Here is a 20,545-nt window from a genome sequence, read left to right on the forward strand (position 1 = left end):
GTTCATTTACTAACACATTTAATTTGATTCTACCCGTTCAGAAAATTGAACGGTTTTTTTCATATGAATCTAAGGTACAACTAACATACTGTATACTAACCTGCACCGATAGTTACATAAAGAAAAAGCTGCCTTAATCATTAATAAATTAACTGAAAAATAAAAACGCCAGCATTTTCCCATAAGAGCAGAAAATACTGACGAGTAATGCTTTATGAAATTTGGAGTATCCTTTTTTTGTCAATCCAAGCCGCAAGCCTTGGCAAGTATTTCAACAAGGTGCATACTTTTCATTTGGTTTGCTGATCCCTCCCTTTGGATGCCTATGCTCATTTGCATTTGGCATCCAGGGTTAACCGTAACTATGGTTGTTGCTTTCGTTTCTTTTAGGTTCTTCATTTTCTCATCAAGAATTTTCATGGATTCATCAAAGTGGAGAAGATTGTAAATGCCTCCAGATGCACAGCAACGGTCAAACCCTTCCATTTCCACATAGGAAACTCCTGGTATGGATTGCAATAATAAACGAGGTTCCTTTTGGACCTTTTGAACATTGCGTAAGTGACATGAATCTTGATAAGAAACGATGCCTTGCCATTCTTCAGTAAAGGGAAGCGGTCCCAATTGATAAAGAATTTGACTGATATCTTTTGTTTTTTTTGAGAAATCCCTTGCCACCCCAGCCCATTCGTGATCATCTGCCAATAGATGTTCATATTCAATAAGGGAAGCGCCACACCCTCCTGCGTTATTTACAATTACATCAGCATCCGCTTGAAGGAAGGCTTGGATATTCCTCTTTGCCAATGCTTTCGCTTGTTTTGTTTCACCTTGATGGGAATGCAGTGCACCACAGCAATTCTGATTTTCAGGGAGAATGACCTCACATCCCGCTATGGTGAGCAGCTCAATGGTAAGACGGTTTATTCGTGACATCATGGAATCCATGATACACCCAGCAAAAAATGCCACTTTTAATTTCGTTTCCCCTTTTGCCGGCATTATCGTACCTGTCCGGATTCGTTTGGAGGACGACTCGATTGCTGGAAGTGCTTGTTCTAAATGTGCAAGGGCAGGGGAAACCTTTTGCAGTACATTCGTTGTCCGGATAAGTTTGGATAATCCTGTTTTTTGATAGAGATGTACTGCACTTCCAATCCTGTTCATTCGTTTTGGATATGGAAAAAGATGAACCAATGCCAGTTTTTTGATCTTGGTCATTTTATTTTTTTGGTTGGCTGACGAGGAGTTTTCAACGGCTTCCTTTGCCGCTTCCAGTATATGTCCATATGGCACACCAACAGGACATGCGGTTTCACAAGCACGACAGCCTAAGCATAGGTCGATCGGTTCAGCTAAATCTTTTTGGAAATCTATTTTCCCTTCGGCTGCCATTTTCACTAGATTGATGCGACCCCGTGGTGATGCGGATTCTACACCCATTGATTCATATGTAGGACATGCTGGTAAACAGTACCCGCATTTTACGCATTGGTTTGTCCAATCATAGGCATCTGAATATAAATTTTGGACCGCTGTATTTGTCTCGTTAGGTTTGACGGGTAGATTCATGTAACCAACACGACCTTTGTCTGGCCTTTATCAGGAAAAATCTTTCCTGGATTCAGGATATTATTGGGATCCCATGCTTCTTTAATTTTTTTCATCATATTCACCCCGGTTATTCCTAATTCCATTTCCATATATGGTGACTTTAAAGTACCGATACCATGTTCCCCGGAAAGTGTTCCGCCTAGTTCGATTGCTGCTTCAAAAATTTCACTGACTGCAAGCTCCACTTTTTTCATTTCCGTAATATTTCGTTTATCGGTAATGATGTTCGGATGTAAATTCCCATCCCCTGCATGGCCGAATACAACCAAGTTCAAACCGTATTTATCCCGGATATTGTTTAATCTCTCCATCATCGCCGGTATTTGACTGCGTGGAACGGTCGCGTCTTCAGAAATTTTTGTAGGGCCCATTTGTGTAATGGCCGGGGAAACCAATTTACGCGCACTCCAAATATTTTGGCGTTCTTCCTCTGTCTCCGCTATCTTGACGTAGGAAGCACCCTCCGCCCTGCATATATCGGCGCATTTATTGATTTCTTCCTCAATCGCCAATGGGTGACCATCTATTTCTATGATCAGAATGGCCTCTGCCTGAAGCGGCAACCCTGAAGGCCGGTAACTTTCAACTGCACGGATGCACGCATTATCCATCAATTCCAGGGCAGATGGTAAAATTCCTGAAGATAAAATGCTGGTTATGGCATGGCCAGAGTCTATCAAATGATTGAAGTGGGCGACAAATGTTTGTTTAGATAGAGGTTTTGGTATTAAGCGGATGATTGCTTCTGTAACAATGCCCAAGGTACCTTCCGATCCTACGATCAAGCGAGTCAAATCATACCCTGTTACATTTTTTACGGTCTTTCCGCCAGTACGAATGATTTCTCCCGTCGGGGTGACCACCTCTAGGCCTATCACATATTCTTTTGTCGTTCCGTATTTCAATCCCTTTGGCCCGCTGGAGTTTTCTAATAGATTCCCTCCTATAGTGGCAACATTGGAACTGCTTGGATCCGGCGGATAGAACAAGCCGGCTTCTTCAGCCTTTTTATGGATATTTGCCGTAATCACACCTGGAGAGACAATGGCAAGCATATTTTCTCGATCAATGATCAATTTATCCCGTAAAAGGGTCATATCAAGAACCATCCCTCCTTTAACAGGTAAAGGACCGCCACTTAGCGAAGTTCCAGATCCTCTAGGGTAAACAGGTATTTTGTGAGTATTAGCCAATTTAACCACTTCACTGATTTCCTCCGCGTTTTTTGGCTGTATTACGATTTCAGGTAAATATTCCCCAAAAGAAGCGTCATAGCTATAACAATACCTTTCTGCCAAATCAAGGAACATTCTGTCACTTGGAATTACCTGACTAAGATTGTCCAGGGCTTCTTTCTCCATGCTTCTCAATTCCTTTCTTATTTGTAAATTGGAAAAGAAATATCTATGTAATATAATGGTATATTATGATCCTGCTAGATATAATGTTGAAGAAAAAAGGAGGTTTTTTTTGAAAATCGCACTGATTCACGCAACCACAACTGCACTAAAACCAATTGAAATGGCGTTTCAGACTGTTGCTCCAAACATTGAACTGCTTCATTTCATGGACACGGGTCTTCTCGCCTTGATGGAAAAGAGCGGAAAGTTAACTCCGGAAATCATTCGCCGCTTTTCTGCATTAGTGAATATAGCCTATGATTCTGACGTTTCATGCATCCAGCTTACTTGCTCTGCCTTTAATGGCATCACTGCAATTTTACAACCTCTTTACCCTGTAAAGTTATTTCGTTCAGATGAGGCCATGCTTGATGAAGCGCTTCGTTATACTAGCATCGGCCTGGTTTCTACCGTAAAAGAAACGCCGATTGCCCTTCAAGATTACTTATTAAATAAGAATCCGGACTGTATGATCGAGTCATTGGTGGATCCCGGGATCATCCATTTATTATCACAAGGAAAAAGAAAGGAACATGACGATCGGGTTAAAAAGATGGTGGAACAATTGGATGGAAAGACAGAAGTGATTTTGCTTTCACAATATAGTATGGAACATATCGCAAAGCAGGTTAATCCTTCTGTCCCTGTCCTAACTGCTCCACTATTGGCTGCTAAAAGGTGTTTGGATCATATGAATGGAACGTTTAGATGAATTCAAAATCCGTGCTTAGCAGCATGATTTAACCGTTTGTATGATGGGAACCACCAAAAACTTTACCGACACCTTGAATTTTTTCAAGTATGACAATTAGAAGGACTGATATGAATATAACCACGCTTGATACGGATGCAACGATTGGATTGTAGGCATCCTGCATTTGCGAGAAAATCTCGATCGGCAGCGTTCTCATTTCTGGCGATACCATAAAGAGGGAGACCGTTACATTATCAAAGGATGTCAAAAATGCGAATAATCCCCCTGAGATGGCCGCTGATCCAATTAGCGGCAGTGTCACTTTCATGAATACTGTTAATGGATTCGCTCCAAGTATGGCCGCGGCCCGTTCGAGATTATAATCAAATCCACTTAAACCGGTCAATACGAGCCGCATGACATATGGTATGCAAATGACGATATGGGCAATTAAAAATCCTGTAGACGTACCGGCAAGCATCATTGGTGTAAAGTACATTAAAAGTGCAATACCTAAGACTAATTGCGGCACACTTAATGGTGAAGTTAAAAGGGCCGTAATATACGATTTTCCCGGTATATCATACTTTGCGATGCCAAGGGCACCCAGAGTTCCGAATATGACGGAGAAAAGGGCAGCTAATGCTGCGAACTTCGCGCTGTTCAAAAATGCTTCCAAAAATTCAGGACGCTCCAAGATCTTGGCATACCATTGCAGTGAGAAGCCTTCAGCCGGAAAACTTGGATAATTGGCACTTGTAAAAGATGCGGGAATAACGACAATTAGCGGTATCAAGATATAGATAATGGCCAACACAGCAACGGCAATCCGAAGGCCGCCAAACGTTTTCATCATCGGAATACCTCCTTGAATTTCCCTTTTTCAAACACTCTGGTAAAGACAGCTACTGATATGACAGTGGTTGCTAATAGAATATAAGAAAGAGCAGATCCGAAAGTCCAGTGCAGCAGGTTATTTATTTGATCATAGATGACAACTGGCATCACGGGTACATTGGCTCCCCCCATTAACGCAGGCGTAACATAAGCACTCATTGATAAACTGAATACTAGAATGCAGCCAGATACGATACCAGGGATACTTAGCGGCAATGTAATGGAAAAGAACCTTCTGAATGGGCTTGCCCCAAGTATTGCTCCTGCCTTATCCAGAGAAGGATCAATATTATAAAGACTTGCAACGATGGATAAGATCATGAAAGGAAGATATGCATTGGATAGCCCAATTACAACTCCGATTTCCGAAAACAATAGTTTCAATGGTGCATCAATTATGCCAAGTGCCATCAAGGTTTGATTAATCGTTCCGTTAGGCAATAGTAATAGGTACCAGCCAAAATTACGGACAACTATACTTACCAAGAGCGGTGACACGATCAAGAGAGTGATATACCCTCTGATCCGCGCTGAACTTTTGGCCATCGTTAAAGCTACCGGATATCCAAGAAATAAAGCAACCAAGACCGAATACAAACTGATTTTCACTGTCAGCCATAAAGAAGATAAGTAATAGCTATCGGAAAATAATTGTGTATAGTTTTTTAGGCTATAAATTGCATCCGCTCCCCCAAGATTATCTGTTGATATGAAGCTTAAATATAAAATGTATAACATCGGTATGACGAAGAAACCAAATATGAAAAGTAGAATCGGCGTTAAAAGAAGTAATCCTGGCACCCAGATTTTCCTTTTCTTGATTTTAGGTTCCTTTTGCGGCTCAATAGGATTCGTTTCCTGTTCTATTTCTTGACTAGCATAACTTCTGATGGGCTCCATCCTATCAACACCTCACTTCCATTTTGCCATGATGAATCAAAAGCGGAAGTCAATACTTGAATACTTTTCCCTTGTAATAGAACATTGATTTCCCATGAGGTACCAAGATAGTTAATTTGGCTAATCTTAGCACGATGGAAATCCAATGAAGATGAAGTTTTTTCATCAGCAGAAACAATTTGCAGTTTTTCTGGTCTAATATAAATCTTCACCTCATCCCCGGTTTTCAAATCACTATCATTTCCCATGATGTTATTTGCGTCGACATTAGTGATATCAGAACCGATCTTGACTGAAACTTTCCGCTTATCCACAGCAGATACATTTCCTTCAAAACAATTAGATTTACCGATGAATTGAAAGACGAATTCTGTCTTGGGATGATTGTAAATCTCAGTCGGAGTACTTATTTGTTCAATTTTCCCTGCATTCATAACCACGACTCGATCAGACATGGAAAGAGCTTCTTCTTGATCATGGGTCACAAAAATGGTAGTGACGCCAATTTCCTTTTGTAACCGCTTTATCTCGGCCCTGAGTTCATGGCGCAATTTTGCATCAAGGTTTGAAAGCGGTTCGTCAAGCAAAAGGAGCTCCGGTTCCACTACAAGTGCCCTGGAAATCGCAACACGCTGACGCTGACCCCCTGATAATTCCCTTGGATAACGATTCTCCAATCCTGACATTTTAACTAATTCAAGCGCTTTACTTATCTTCTTTTTTTGCTCAGCTTTACCGACCTTGCGCAGTTTCAACCCAAAACTGAGATTTTCATAGACTGTCATATGAGGAAAAAGAGAATAAGTTTGAAAAACCATTCCTAAATCTCGCTTATAAGGCGGAACCTTCGTAACATTATTGCCTTTTATATGGACCTCACCCCGATCTGCATCGAGGAACCCTGCAATGAGGTTCAAGGTGGTGGACTTTCCGCACCCGGAAGGCCCAAGAAGAGTGAGTAACTCTCCTTGTTTCACCTCCAGGTCGATACCATTCAGGACAACATTCGAACCAAATTGTTTATACGCGCCTTTTATTTCTACATCATTTTTATTTGACCCAAGCCCCTGAACTGCCTCCAGGTGCTGCCTATTAATCTCCACATCTTTTTTTAATACTTCCATGTGATCAACACGCTCCTTTTTATTTGAGTTTTTTCCCTAATTCAGGAGTAACCTCTTTCGCCCATCTGTCTGACACCTCGGCACGGATCTCGGCAAACTTGACGAAATCAGGTTTGAATGTTTTATCACTTGCTTTAAGTCCGATTGACTCTTCATATTTCTCTGGAATTTTCATGCCTTCTACCGTCGGATAAAATCCTTTTTCGGAAATTAATGCTTGCGCTTCTTCACTGACTACATAGTTGATGAATTCTAGGGCTTCTTTGCTATTAGGTGTATTTTTCACTAGACCAGCACTGAAAGCTTGAAGCGGCACGCCTTCTTTAGGCACGGCCATCTTAATAGGAATACCTGAAACGGCTAGTTCACCTATGGAATAACTTCCCATGACCGTTACGTCAGCAGCTCCTTGTTGGATAGCTGGCATCATTTGCGTTGAGTTTTTATAAAATGTATTGGAATACGCTGCAAGATCTTTTGCCTTTTTAAGACCTGGTTCCATGTCTTCCGTACTGCCGCCGTTTGAAATTGCCAGACCATTAAGGGTATTGAAACCCCAGTCATTCGTAATATCTGAAAATGCCGTTTTACCCTCATAATCAGGTGAGACAAGATCATTCCATGATTCAATTGATTTTAACCCTTTCTTTTTAAAGGTTTCCGTATTATATGCAGGTGCAATGACTAAGCCGAATGCTGGCGCGGCAGCTTTTTCAACTGGAATGAAACGTGGATCAACCGATTTCATATTGGGAACATTGGACTCATCAATTGGCACGATCAGTTCCTTCTCCTTAGCGCGAATTACATCAACCGGTACAAAAAGGGCAACATCTATTTGCGGAGCGTTCTTCTGTAATTCCACTTTGGATAGGATTTCACCTGATAAACCGGAAATATAATTAACAGTGATTCCTGTTTCTTCTTTAAACTTTGGTGCGATCACATCTCGGATGGCACTTTCAATAACTCCGCCATTACCGGCTATCGTTATTTTTTTCTCTCCTTTTTCACCTGCACTCGTTTGTACGGATTCACCCGGTTTTTGCGGAGTAGGATTACCACACCCCGCAAGAGCGATTAATACTATTATTGATAAAAGACTCAACAGTTTTTTCATAGTCATTACCTCCCGTTTTTCATTGATTTTCAATAATTCCTTGTTCGGTAAAATAATTCATGGCCCCTTGATGAAAATCAAGTGGAACTTGTTTAGTTGCTTCATTTATTGAAATATCAGAAGCAGCCGGATGTGTATGCTGCAGTTCAGGCAGATGTTCATATAATGTTTTCACAAGATTGTAAGCATGAGGGTCAGACATTTCCTTGTAGGTTACCAGGACATTTTTAATTGAAATCGTTTGGACATTTTTTTTCATCCCCTTGTATGTATCTCTGGGAATTTCATTATGAGTATAAACTCCATATTGTTTTTGGAGGCGTTCAATGATGTCTCCCGGTATTGGAATGAAAGTTAGTTCCGTCTGAGTGGATATGAAAGCGATTTCATTATTCGGGATTCCCGAAGAAAAGAAAGCTGCATCAATGGTACCATTTCGTAATGCTTCTGCAGATTGAGAAAAAGAAAGATAGGATAAATTCAATTGATCAGTCGGTAAATCAGATTCTAACAGTATCCGCTCTGCAATAAGTCTTGTACCGCTTCCTGCCGTTCCCACACTAATGCGTTTACCAACTAAATCTTCTAAGGAATGAATATCATTTTGTTTAGTAGTAACAAGTTGAACATAATTGGAATATAGGGCCGTTAAAGCTCTTAACTTGGATTTATCCGTTTCGGGCAAATCCAGTACATCCACTGTGGTAAAACCAATTTCTGCCCGATGGCGGCTAACCAATTCAGTATTTTCGATGGAAGCTTGGGTTACCTGGGTACCTGACACAGCTCCATCATATTTTTCATACATATTTGATAATCTTTGTCCTAATGAAAAATAAACACCTGTCATATCCCCGGTTCCAATGATTAGCATCCTATTATTTAAATCCTGTCCTTCAGAAGTTAGTTGCCTCTGAATCAAGGTGGTAGCAGGTTTAGATATTTCCTGCTGCTCATTCATAAAAGAACATCCTGTCATGAAACAAAATAACAAAGCGACTTTTATAAAGAGTGCTTCATTCTTCATCGTGGCCCTCCTTTCTTAATGAATTTAGATGCAAATACCATGCCAAGTCGATTTTCTGCCATAAAACGCAAATCCTGCCGATTTCTTGGATGTTATACAAGTATAAACCGGCAATTTTTTCCGGTTTTCCAGAAAAAATTGCCGGTTAACACGATAAGCCATTATTCTCCTTTTGAAATGAGCTTGATTTTATCACGAAGGCTTCTTTCAGAAATTTTTAGGATTTGAGCTGTTTTTTGCCGATGGTTTTTACAGTATTGAAGAGTCGCCGTGATGACTTTTTCTTCTATCTCTTTCATGGAAATGCCAATGGGAATCCTGAAACTGTTAAAATCATTGTCATTGCCATCAGGCTGGAGAATGAACTTCTGTTCTTGAACATATTGCGGCAAGTCGGTTTCTTCCATTCTTTTCGAGTTTGATAGGGCAACAGCATATTCTATAATGTTACCAAGCTCACGAACGTTCCCAGGGTAATGATAATCCAGTAAAATCCGACGTGCGGTTGCCGAGAACATCTTTTCTTCCCGATTCATATCCTTAGCGTGCTTTTTTATAAAATAATCCATAAGGATCGGTAAATCTTCTTTTCTATCTCTTAAAGGCGGCATCGAGATGGGAATGACATTTAGCCTGAAATACAAATCCTCCCTAAATTCCCCTTCCATCACCATTTGTTCCAGGTTTTTATTGGCTGCACTTATAATACGGACATCCAATGAGATTTTTGTATTAGATCCCAGAGGCGTCACTTCCCGTTCCTGCAATACTCGTAATAATTTGGCTTGAAGAGGAAGGGGCATTTCACTAATCTCATCCAGAAAAAGGATGCCTCCATTAGCAGCAACAAATTTCCCATCCTTCCTCTGTGTTGCACCGGAAAATGCTCCCTTCTCATAACCGAACAATTCAGATTCCAGCAGCATCTCAGGAATTGCTGCACAATTGACAATCTGCATTGGATTGTTTTTCCTTCTTCCTAGCGTATGGATGTTTCGGGCTACAAGCTCCTTTCCAGTACCACTTTCACCCGTGATAAGAACACTGGAATCAATATCTTTCACTCTTTCGATCATTGAGAAAATACGCTGCATCGCCTTGCTGTTACCAAGGAAGTTACCAAATCCCTTTTGAATCTCTAATTCTTCATGTAATGTATCCAATTGATTGGACATCTGTTTGAATTCGGCTGCCCTCATCAAGAGCATAGAAAGTTCTTCTATATTAATTGGCTTTTCAATATAGTAGTATGCCCCCTTTTTTATGGCATCGATTGAAGTTTCAATCGATGAATAGGCAGTCATCATGATGACTGTTATGTTAGGTGCTATTTGCTTGATTTTTTGTAGGACATCAAGTCCACTTTTATTTCCTATTCTCAAATCAAGTAACACAATATCAATAGGCTGATTGTCGATCTTACGAAGACCCTCATCCGGGTCAGTAGTTGTCACAACTTGATAAGAATCTTCCAATGCAAAGCTAAGAGCGGTGCAAATAGCAGGTTCATCATCAATCACCAATACATGCATTTTCATAGTACTCCTCCTCTTTCCAAGCTTCTATTCGATATATAAAGGTAGTAAAATAGTGAATTTTGTTCCTGAATTAGGATAACTTTTCACATGGATATCCCCGTTATTTTCTTTAATTAGCCTATACGATAACGTAAGTCCCAAACCGACGCCCTTTTCTTTATTTGTGAAAAAAGGCTCGAAAATATGGTTCAATTCCTCCTGTTTCATCCCTTTTCCCGTATCGGATATGGTAATCCGCCCTGTCTTTTCGTTCTCTTTATCAATGGTGATTTTAATGGTCTTTTCCTTTGTTTCTTCTACGGCATGAATCGAATTCAACACCAAGTTAAGCAGTACCTGTTGAATTTGTTGTAAATCTATATAAAAAATAAGGTTTTCCTCAATCGTCTGCTCGAAATTTATTTGGTTTTTTTCCATTGTCACCTTATGAAAAGCAAGTAATGATATAAGTTCATTAGCGTGGCAATTTGTAATATTTGGCGGACGCGGACGTGCATATTCAATTAAATCGGTAACAATAGCATTCAAACGGTTAACTTCAGAAGGCAAGTGTTCCATTAGAACTTGTCGGAATTGAGGATTATCATATTTACTCGGAAGTAAATCAATGAATGCTTTAATCGATGTCAAAGGATTTCTGATTTCATGTGCTACACCTGCAACTAGTTGACCAAGAGCGTGCAATTTTTCTTGTGTGACCAATTTTTTCTCCAATGTTTTCTTTTCCGTCTCATCATTCATTGAAAGTAAGTATCCGGTTTGTATATCTTCAGAATTGAACATCTTATGCATCGAATATGAAATTACCTTTTGTTCATTTTCCTCATTTAAAACCAAGATACGAAAAGAACCCGTACGATTATTCTCATTTTGTTCTTGATGGAAAGCTTCGAAATTCTTCATTAATCGTGAATGATTCATAAGATTCAGAATCATTTCCTTGGAAATGTTGAGAATGTCAGATGCCTTTGCATTGCAGCTGGTAATCATGAAATCGAGATCGAATGTTATGATGCCAGTATTGATATTGTTTAAGATTTGATCTTTGAACGCTTCAGCATTTGCGATGTTTTGCCTTTGTTTCTCTAAATCCTTATTTAATAAATGTAATTTCAACGTCTGGTTATGAACGGATTTTTTTAGCCTTTGATTCCATATGTAAATGATTAGAAGGATAAGAGCCACGGCAGTTAAGGTTATGATCAACCAAAATATGAATTGCTCCAGCCTAGCAATTTTTTGATTGGATTGTGGCATAACCCATTTATCGATTATCCCATTGATATTTCGATTTGCTTTAAGTTCTGTGAGTGTATTGTCCATCATGAAAAGAAGTGATTGATTCCCTTTTTTCACTGCAATCGTATAATCCGCAGGTTCAATGACTTCATCGAGAATGATGTAATTCTTTTCTTGACGGAACTTTTTCAAATAGAAATCTGCAGTCCATTTGTTCCCGATGAATACATCTGCACGGTTGTTCAATAATGTTAAAATACCCGAGTATTGATTCGAAACGGTCGTTAAATTTGTATTCCTCATATTGAGAAATGTACTGATTACTGGAGTGTTATGGTCAAGGACAACATGTGATTCACGTAGATCCGTTAACGCATGAATATCCTGTTTCTTTTTACTAGGAATGATTATTGATTGAGACATTGTAAAATAGGATTGAGTGAAGTCAAGTTGGTTGTCTTTTTCGGTATTATAGGTACTTCCAACAATTGCATCAATTGTTCCATTACTTAAGGCTTTTTCGGCTTCTTCCATCCTCATCGGAATATATTTGAAATCTACGCCATTATATTTTGCTATTTCCTCCATTAAATCAATATTGATCCCTGTCAGCTCACCAGCTTCATTTTCAAATGAAAACGGAGGAAGAGCACTTTCTCCAGCAATTATAAATGTTTTTTGTTCAGCAAAAACAGCGGGAGGCCAAAACGTTTGAACAAAGATTATAAAGCAAAATATACTTAGTTTAAACAGCTGCTTTTTAATTAAGAGCCCTCCTTCTACGTCAAAATCCTTGCAGTCAGTAATCCTCGGCTAAAAACATCATGTTAATATACTTCTCCAATTAGGACTTGAACCCTTTAAATTGTAATGAATTCTTAGTATAATTTGACACAATCCAACAATAACTTACAAAAAGCTGTGCGTTTCTGAATGCATAACCTGTCCTAACCTAGCTAAGGGTGTTTAGCAAAATTAAAGTAGAAGTAGAGTCGGTTTGCTAAAAAGAGCCAGCTGATTTCAGAAATCCGCTCCCTTTCCGCCGACTGTCTGCCGAGCCTCCTCGACGCAAGCGTCTGTGGGGTCTCGGCTAGCCAGTTATTCGGCAGGAGTGTCGCATATTTCTTCAATCTAATAAGGGTTCATTCTAAAAAAGTAAAAAACAGAAGGATAAACAAGTCTTTCTTTATGATCATGGTTCGGTGTACGAGCATTCCGAACCTCCTTTTGTCGACATACTAAAAAGTCACTATTTATCGGCCTTTTTTAGACTGTCGTCAAAACGAAGAAGAGCCGGTTTGCTAAAAAGAGCCAGTTGATTTCAGAAACCCGCTCCCTTTCCGCCGACTGTCTGCCGAGCCTCCTCGACGCAAGCGTCTGTGGGGTCTCGGCTAGCCAGTTATTCGGCAGGAGTGTCGCATATTTCTTCAATCTAATAAGGGTTCATTCTAAAAAAGTAAAAAACAGAAGGATAAACAAGTCTTTCTTTAAGATCATGGTTCGGTGTACGAGCATTCCGAACCTCCTTTTGTCGACATACTAAAAAGTCACTATTTATCGGCCTTTTTTAGACTGTCGTCAAAACGAAGAAGAGCCAGTTTGCTAAAAAGAGCCAGTTGATTTCAGAAACCCGCTCCCTTTCCGCCGACTGTCTGCCGAGCCTCCTCAACGCAAGCGTCTGTGGGGTCTCGGCTAGCCAGTTATTCGGCAGGAGTGTCGCATATTTCTTCAATCTAATGAGGGGTTCATTCTAAAAAAGTAAAAAACAGAAGGATAAACAAGTCTTCTTTTAAATCATGGTTTGAATTAGACCATTCGGAACCTCCTGATATTGATAAATTTAAAGAAACGCTAGTTTGCCTTGAGTTTTTTTAAAAAAATACAGTTGTTTGGAACGGAAGGTACGAGACTCCAGCGGGAAAAGCGTGTCCAAGGGAGAACCCATAGGCGCCGAGAGTCTCCGTCCGCAGAAGAGCGAGTGCCCTACGTTCCAATCATTCAAACCTTCAATATGTAAAATTTTTTTCAATTTCGAGACTTTTTAACATTTGCCGTAACGCTCCAAGATGATAAACCGAGTGGGGAGTGGTCGCATTTAAATTTGTCAGCCATTTTCCTAAATCGAAATTTCAAAAAAACCCAATTTCTCTGTATTAAAATTGAGAAATTGGGCTTTTTTGTTAAAGCACCCTATAATGGAATAACACATTATTTTTATTAGGTGGTTTTGTTGAAGATTATTACTTTTTTTCTTATCGATTATACTAATCCTTTAATCCCTTACCATTGAGAATATTCTGCATAAATTTTTCAACTCTTGACTCTCGAGTTTTGGATTGTTTGGGTTGAGAGAAATAAAGAATGTATGCTCTTTGCCGTCCTGGGGTCAATGCTTCAAAAGCAGTTTTCAAGGGAGGGGTTTCATCAAATTTATTTTGAAGTTCTTCAGGAATTATGAATTCTGTATTTTTTTTAAACTTCACTTCCAAACCGGCTTTTTCAACTTCAATGGCTTCATGAATATAGGCTTTCAGAATGGTTTCCGTTGCAACTATTTCTTGAACATTGGTGAACCGAATCTGGCGCGCGCCCTGTACATTCTCCGTTTGTTGGATTAGTACCCCATGGGCATCCTGTAACAAGGCACCTTTGTGAAACAGAAGCGCACAATATTCTTTAAATCCATGTATTAAAACTATGTTTTTTTTCTCAAACGTGTAACAAGGATGCATCCACTTAAATTCTTCGGTCAGCTCACAGTCAAGAACGATATTTCTCAACGTCTCATATTCTTCTTTCCATTTTTTAGCTTTACTTAAAAATTCATCAACCTTAGGATTCATAATATTTGTCATCACGGAACACTCCTCTTTCCGAGCAGTTTGCTTTTCTTAAACGTTAGCTAAAAACTAAAAAACAGGTTCAGAGGTTTGATCTTACATTTCCACTAACACTTTTTTAAGTTCTTCGCCCATTTTCGCCCAACCATATTTCGCACCATTGAACGCTTGATCTTCTTTTTCGAATCCTGATTGTTCAAGATGTAAATAGGTTGTTCCATCCTCGTGCTTTAATGTCCATGTGACTGTAGTGTTTATCCCGCCACCAACCCAAGTGTAAGATAATTTATAAGGCTCCTCCACTTCAAGAACTTCGGAATCGATAACTAAATTCCACTGTTCATTCCGAAACTGAAATTTATGTCCGACGACAGGTTTAATATCATTAGTCATTACCCACTTCGCAAGAGTATTTGCATCCGTTAAGGCGAGCCATACCTTCTCGATTGGGCTCTTAAAATTAAAATCTTGTGATACTGTTAAATTCATCTTTTGTTCCTCCTCTAATATTTGATTTAAAAGCAATATTCTTTCACTCCAGAATTTCCTGTAAAACGATACCCAATCTTCAATTTCCCTCAACGGGGCAGCATTAAGCCGATAACGCGTTTCCCTGCCGACCTTTCTGCTGATTACAAGATGAGCCTCTTTAAGGATTGCCAAATGCTTTGAAACCGCAGTACGACCCATTTCAAAATGAACGGTCAACTCATTGAGTGGCAATTCTTCCACGTCCGCCAACAAATGTAGCAATTTACGTCTTGTTGGGTCAGCGATGGCTACATAAATATCACGCTCTTGATTTTGATTTTGCTCGTTCAAAATCCCCCCCCTTTATTGGACACTAGTTGGTGTCTTTTATTATATGACACCAATTGGTGTCCTGTCAATTTTATTATTGACATCACGGTATTTGTTTTATTCTCTTATCATCAAGTATATAGATTCCTTTTTTATTATTTGTTCAATAGATAAAGTTTCAAATTTATTAAATCCTTTTACAACTAAACTTCCCCATTAGTTAAAGTACATTTCTTCACAAACCATGAATTTAACATGAATAACCAATATTGTTAGTTGCTATTTTTGATAATTGGATATGCTCATGTTGCAGCAAAAATCAGAATCCAGAACTGCAGCTTAAAAAATTTCGTGAACTTGGAATTGAGCAACGATATTTTTTTTGATAAGCAAAGTGGAAAAGAATTTATCCGGCCTAAAGAGTAGAGATTATGAAGGTATCATTCGAGAATCTAAGTATATTACTCGAGGTCTGAATCAGATATTGTGGCACTTGAAAATGAAACACATTTTAATAGTAGGAAATCCAGAGGTATGGGTGATATTGGAAAATAAATAGAGGACCATTTTTTTACTCTGCTTTCATACGTGGCTGAGCAAGAACGTTAAAAAAAATAAGCAACGAGAGGCTGAAGGAATTTAAGTGGCAAAGAATAACGGAGTGAGATTCGGACGACCTAAGTATGAAATTAATAATGACTTCATTCAAGTATATGATAATAGAAATCAACAATCAGATTTTACAAACCCACAAATAAAAAGATCCAAGATTTTTCATCATATAAAACAGTAAAAATACATGAAGGATAATCAAGTTTTGTTTTTAAAATGTGGTAAAAATCCCCTAGATTAAATCATGAAAAGGGTAGGAGATGGGGCCATTCCATTTGGTCGACAAACTCACTGAAAAGCGAGTTTACCTGCAGTTTTTCTATAAGCGGGAAAAGCGCGTCCAGGGGAGACCCCGCAGGCGCAAGAGCGCCAAGGAGGCTCCCGGACTGCCCCCGGAAAGCGAGTGCTCCTACTTTCCAATCATTTTACATACTCTCATTATGTTAGATTATTTTTCTATTTCAAGGCTTTTTAACATTTGCCGTAACGCTCCAAGGTGATAAGCCGAGTGGGCAATGGTAGCATTTACATTTGTCAGCCATTTTCCTAAATCGATTGTATCGATTTCTGCGAAAAGAGTTATATATTCTTTATGTAATCCCTCCCTGATTTCCGCCCATTTCACCTCATCAACAGTAGTAATGGTCCAGCTTGCGTCCCAATCTTTTTCGAAGTCTGCACCGCTGATCATTGTTCGGATCACCCATAAATAATACCGTATGTGGTCAGAATGAGCAGCAATGGTTGATCCATTTATGGAACGTGAAGCGTCTTCTGCGGTTAAACCATCAAGTGTCCCAAAAACCCCTGTATTCGGTCTTGAATCAGTATAATAGCTCCCTTCATTTCCCGGTCCTTCAAACGTTTCTTTCAAAAGTGTTTTTATTGAACTTCCTACCGTCTCGCTCATCTCAATTCCCCCCAAATGTTTTAATCGACTTCATTACTTTATAATACACTAAGCCAAATCAATAATCGTTTATATTTTGTTAAATTAATCCAAAAAATATCACGAGTTTAAAGAATTACTCGATTAACTGGCATAAGGTAAGATTTCCTTTACTTTCGAGTACAGTTCAGAACCTTAAATGGTATTTGACGCTGCTCTTAATGAGATGAAAAAAATAAAAATACCTTAAAAAGGCCATTCCTTTAATAGGAACGGCCTTATACTTTTATCTGAAAATATGATTCAGTTTGAAAATTATACAATGCTAAACCTTAAATTTTTAATAGCTTTTCAAACGCTCTTCAAGGGAAACAATTCTAAACTTTAACTCTTGATTCGAGTCTAAGCCACCTATTACAATTTGATTATCTTCCGTAATGGTGACATATCTGAAGGTTTCATCTCCGTTGATCTTTATTTTTGTATCCAATGTCGTTTCCATTTTTGCAAAAACTTGATCTGTGTATTTAAGCGGAAGAAGATCATCTAATCCTTCTTCGGGGCTGCCGAGCCACTTAAACATGAAATCTTTCAATGAATATTGTTCAATCATCGATAAATGATTTTTAAAAATTAATTTGTCAATTGTTATCTCTTTCAACTTAACCACTCCTCAATAGTATATAAAGTTTATATCGATAAACTCCTAACATCAAGGGTATTCCAATGACAAACGATTACAATTTGATTACTTGCTGACTAAATAAACCCTTTCTTTCCAGAAAATGGAGTTCTGTTACCCTTAAAAGAAATTGGAGGTTGATTTTTTCTTAAGAATACGGCTTGATTAACATAAAGAGAGTTTCTGAGCTTTGCACGAATAGATGATATCCTGAATCATGGATACTCATTTCAGTCAAAAAACAGCCTCCGTTAACAAATGAAGGCTGTTTTTCATACAAGGATGTATAAACAAATGGCTGATAAATGATAGCCCTTAAATTAAACGTTATAATCCCTGTTTTCCTTTAACACCATTTATCGAATAGCTGATTTTAATGTTGGCATTTAATGAGTGATATACTGAACAGTACGTATTTTTGGATAATTGTATTGCACGGACCACTTTATCTTCAGGCAGATCACCCTCCAATAAATAGTGGATATGAAAATCGGTAAACCGTTTAGGGTGATTTTCTGACCTTGACCCTTCTATCTCTATTTGAAAGGCATTTGTTTCAAATCGCATTTTTTTTAAAATCATTACAATATCAATACCTGTGCACCCTGCAAGAGAATGCAAAAGTAACTCAGTGGGTCTTGCTCCACTATTTTTTCCTCCCACTTCTTCGGCAGCATCCATCTTTATTTCGTGTCCCGACGGAGTTGTGCCAGAAAAAGCCATGTCCCCTGTCCATGTAATCATTGTCTTCATTAAATTCCTCCCTTTCTTGTTGTTTTGTCCTAAAAATAGTCCACATGTCTATTTAATGTAAGTACAGATCATTTAAGTCTTAAAAATAATTTGTCCCCAATATTGGGGACAGTACGCAAATATACAGTGTACTTGGCTTCAGGATTGTATTATTACCCTAACTTGTGATGCACTTTCAATACCTTATATTATTTCCAAAATCCCTACTTAGTTAGACATACTGATTTTATCTCAGGACATAAATATCCTTTTACCATGAAGTTTTATAGTTTCCTTCTCCATTCAAAGGTGTTTTATAACTATTATTTTCCCCTTCTTGCCAAGTTATATTGCCATTTTCATCTTTTATGACGAACTTGAATTCATAGAATCGATCTGCAGCTAAACGGAATGTTCCACTCCAACTGCCTTCTGTGCTTTGAGTGAGTTTATATTCGTAATCTTCAGGATTCCATCTGCCGATTTCTCCTCTATCCCCAATTAAGTAAACTCCCTGTGTGACAGGTACATTTTCAACTGTGAATGTAACTGGAATCGACTTGCCTTCCAATTTATCAGCCATCATCCTGAACTCATTTGTTGGATTTCCTTCATCGTCGAATAAATAGGACATCCTTAGTAAGGTAAAACCCTCAAAACCATGGTTAAAAACCATTTCTGCTATATTGTCAAAGCCCCCTTCATTGTTGATCAGCGGGAGTGCGTTTTCCCCGTTTAAGGAAATTCCTTTTTCATTAGCTAGAGAGGCAATATGCGTCACCAACGTTTTAGGAGCGCTATAGGATGGTGCAGTATGTGCGTCTTGATCTCCCATTTCTAAACAGGTGAACGTGAGGGCCATATTTGATTTCTTGAATTGATTCAATAATTGGGAGTAATTATAGTACCCAGCACTATACTCTGCAGAATGCGGCAGTACTGGATCATTCATTTTCCAATGGACTCCTGAGATTTTAGCTCCAATTGGCACGCCAAAGACTTTATCAAAATGTTTATGGGCAAATTTAGAGATTTTTGCAAGATGCTTTTCGAGTGCCCCTTGATACCACTGCATGAAGTCGTATCCAAATTGTGTATCGATTGCTCCGCCCTTAGTGAAAAATTCATCTCCGTTTCCTGGCGGCTGAATCTCATTCCAGTTTTTATACGTTTTGCCCCAAGCAGCATTTAATTTTTTTATCGTTGAATATTTTTCTCTCATTGCAAGCCTGAAATCCCGTTTTGCTCCTTCTGTATAAACTTGAAGCTGTCCCCTTTCAGGATAATCCCAGCCATCAGCATTTTGATAAGAGGGGTATCTTAGTTCCCCAGCTGGTCCTGCACTTAGATATATTTTAGCTATTAGATCCTTCTTATCAGCAAAGTTCTCTGCAAAGGATTTATACAATTCGTTGTACTGTTCGGCTGTACCTTCCCACCAAGGAGCAAGTACTTCCTTATTCCAGAAACCACTTTCACTCTTGAATGCCATGTTCTCTGCAGTGTCTTTATTCCAGAGCCAACTTGGGATGGGATAGTTACAATCATCCCCCACATTACCTCCGCATTGATGTGTAGACAAAATGGGCACCCATTTTAAACCGGAAGCTCTCACTGTTTCCCCATATTTTTTATAATAGGACCAATCAAACTGATTATCTTTTTTACTCTCGACTAATCCCCACCAGATATCTGTCGTTATTGCATATACTCCATTTTCCTTTAACTGGGTCAGCTCTGCTTCGAATGCCTCCCAATCTGTTATTTCACCCAATGGGGCCATCACATAAAGCTTGTAATCTGGTTTTACTTCTGCTAATCCAGGTGAAGTACTTGATAAAGGAACAAAATACAGCATAAAGGTAAAAACGCCAACAGATAATTTGTTCATAAAAACGCCAACCTTTCCCCTATTCATTTATAAAAATTTCTAGTTGAAATCGTTTACATCATTTCGTTTAATGAAGTCATTCCTTTACTAGAAATTATATTTGTTTTGGTAATATTTATCAATTTAATTCGTCGGGAGAATTTGGTTCATAGCTCTGCATAGAAAAGAAGGATAGTCCTATAAGAGACTATCCAGAGTAACGGGTTATCTTCATTTTTATAAAACGATATAAACATTACCATCTTCTATTTCAACATTGAATGTTTTTACGCAACCATTATCAGGTTTTTGGACTTCTCCATTTTTGATACTGATTTTCCAGTCATGCATCGGGCAAAAGACGTGATCACCACTCACAATGCCTTCCACCAGAACTCCACCTTTATGGGGGCAACGATTTTCAATAGCCCGGAATTCACCATTTGCTAAATGAAAAAGAGCAATTTCATAAGAGCCTATGGTTACTGTTTTCCCCAGGTTTTTTGGCATCTCATTTACTGTTGAAACCTTTATCTTTTGAAGAGTTTTCCTCATTTAGGCTTCCC

Annotated in this window: 17 protein-coding genes and 1 pseudogene; 1 reads left to right on the forward strand and 17 read right to left on the reverse strand. The window is 38.8% G+C overall.

Annotation, left to right across the window (positions count from 1 at the left end):
• Nucleotides 1–240: 240 nt before the first annotated feature.
• A complete protein-coding gene (locus tag NYE63_RS14130) occupies nt 241–1,572 on the reverse strand; it encodes a (Fe-S)-binding protein (protein ID WP_342605637.1) in 1,332 nt (443 codons plus the stop codon).
• Nucleotides 1,569–2,975: an FAD-linked oxidase C-terminal domain-containing protein gene (locus tag NYE63_RS14135; RefSeq protein WP_342605638.1), complete on the reverse strand. Its 1,407-nt coding sequence runs from the start codon at nt 2,973–2,975 to the stop codon at nt 1,569–1,571. Before NYE63_RS14135 ends, NYE63_RS14130 begins: the two co-directional genes overlap by 4 nt.
• 109 nt (nt 2,976–3,084) lie before the next feature.
• Between NYE63_RS14135 and NYE63_RS14140 the strand changes: the two genes are divergently transcribed.
• The gene (locus tag NYE63_RS14140) at nt 3,085–3,726 is read left to right on the forward strand and encodes a hypothetical protein (RefSeq protein WP_342605639.1); all 642 of its coding nucleotides are present in this window, start codon (nt 3,085–3,087) and stop codon (nt 3,724–3,726) included.
• Nucleotides 3,727–3,754: 28 nt separating this feature from the next.
• On the opposite strand, the gene NYE63_RS14145 is transcribed toward NYE63_RS14140, so the two are convergent.
• From NYE63_RS14145 to nirD, 15 genes and pseudogenes are all read right to left on the reverse strand, one after another.
• Nucleotides 3,755–4,561, reverse strand: coding sequence for an ABC transporter permease (locus NYE63_RS14145; protein WP_094246734.1), 807 nt, complete (start codon nt 4,559–4,561; stop codon nt 3,755–3,757).
• Nucleotides 4,561–5,505, reverse strand: a complete 945-nt coding sequence (locus tag NYE63_RS14150) for an ABC transporter permease (protein WP_342605640.1) — start codon at nt 5,503–5,505, stop codon at nt 4,561–4,563. Before NYE63_RS14150 ends, NYE63_RS14145 begins: the two co-directional genes overlap by 1 nt.
• A complete protein-coding gene (locus NYE63_RS14155; RefSeq protein ID WP_342605641.1) occupies nt 5,469–6,629 on the reverse strand; it encodes an ABC transporter ATP-binding protein in 1,161 nt (386 codons plus the stop codon). Before NYE63_RS14155 ends, NYE63_RS14150 begins: the two co-directional genes overlap by 37 nt.
• A gap of 19 nt (nt 6,630–6,648) precedes the next feature.
• Nucleotides 6,649–7,749: an ABC transporter substrate-binding protein gene (locus NYE63_RS14160; RefSeq protein ID WP_342605642.1), complete on the reverse strand. Its 1,101-nt coding sequence runs from the start codon at nt 7,747–7,749 to the stop codon at nt 6,649–6,651.
• 19 nt (nt 7,750–7,768) lie between these two features.
• The gene (locus NYE63_RS14165; protein ID WP_342605643.1) at nt 7,769–8,776 is read right to left on the reverse strand and encodes a TAXI family TRAP transporter solute-binding subunit; all 1,008 of its coding nucleotides are present in this window, start codon (nt 8,774–8,776) and stop codon (nt 7,769–7,771) included.
• Between the two features lie 161 nt (nt 8,777–8,937).
• The gene (locus tag NYE63_RS14170; protein ID WP_342605644.1) at nt 8,938–10,314 is read right to left on the reverse strand and encodes a sigma-54 dependent transcriptional regulator; all 1,377 of its coding nucleotides are present in this window, start codon (nt 10,312–10,314) and stop codon (nt 8,938–8,940) included.
• Nucleotides 10,315–10,338: 24 nt separating this feature from the next.
• Nucleotides 10,339–12,360, reverse strand: coding sequence for a transporter substrate-binding domain-containing protein (locus NYE63_RS14175; protein ID WP_342605767.1), 2,022 nt, complete (start codon nt 12,358–12,360; stop codon nt 10,339–10,341).
• Between the two features lie 1,457 nt (nt 12,361–13,817).
• Nucleotides 13,818–14,408, reverse strand: coding sequence for a YdeI family protein (locus NYE63_RS14180; protein ID WP_342605645.1), 591 nt, complete (start codon nt 14,406–14,408; stop codon nt 13,818–13,820).
• An 81-nt stretch (nt 14,409–14,489) separates the two neighbouring features.
• A complete protein-coding gene (locus NYE63_RS14185) occupies nt 14,490–14,882 on the reverse strand; it encodes an SRPBCC domain-containing protein (RefSeq protein ID WP_342605768.1) in 393 nt (130 codons plus the stop codon).
• Nucleotides 14,883–14,975: 93 nt separating this feature from the next.
• A pseudogene (locus NYE63_RS14190) lies at nt 14,976–15,215 on the reverse strand (metalloregulator ArsR/SmtB family transcription factor); the annotation flags it as partial.
• Between the two features lie 1,039 nt (nt 15,216–16,254).
• On the reverse strand, nt 16,255–16,716 hold the full coding sequence (locus NYE63_RS14195; RefSeq protein ID WP_342605646.1) for a hypothetical protein: 462 nt from the start codon (nt 16,714–16,716) through the stop codon (nt 16,255–16,257).
• Nucleotides 16,717–17,035: 319 nt separating this feature from the next.
• Nucleotides 17,036–17,356 carry a hypothetical protein gene (locus NYE63_RS14200; protein ID WP_144476420.1) on the reverse strand — a complete coding sequence of 107 codons (321 nt, stop codon included), beginning with the start codon at nt 17,354–17,356 and terminating at the stop codon, nt 17,036–17,038.
• A 348-nt stretch (nt 17,357–17,704) separates the two neighbouring features.
• Nucleotides 17,705–18,130 carry an OsmC family protein gene (locus NYE63_RS14205; RefSeq protein ID WP_342605647.1) on the reverse strand — a complete coding sequence of 142 codons (426 nt, stop codon included), beginning with the start codon at nt 18,128–18,130 and terminating at the stop codon, nt 17,705–17,707.
• A gap of 250 nt (nt 18,131–18,380) precedes the next feature.
• Nucleotides 18,381–20,000 carry a family 14 glycosylhydrolase gene (locus NYE63_RS14210; protein WP_342605648.1) on the reverse strand — a complete coding sequence of 540 codons (1,620 nt, stop codon included), beginning with the start codon at nt 19,998–20,000 and terminating at the stop codon, nt 18,381–18,383.
• Between the two features lie 216 nt (nt 20,001–20,216).
• Nucleotides 20,217–20,534: a nitrite reductase small subunit NirD gene (nirD, locus tag NYE63_RS14215; RefSeq protein ID WP_342605649.1), complete on the reverse strand. Its 318-nt coding sequence runs from the start codon at nt 20,532–20,534 to the stop codon at nt 20,217–20,219.
• Between the last annotated feature and the right edge of the window lie 11 nt (nt 20,535–20,545).

Origin of the sequence: Peribacillus sp. FSL E2-0159, from assembly GCF_038643155.1 — a bacterium.
GTDB lineage: Bacteria > Bacillota > Bacilli > Bacillales > DSM-1321 > Peribacillus > Peribacillus simplex.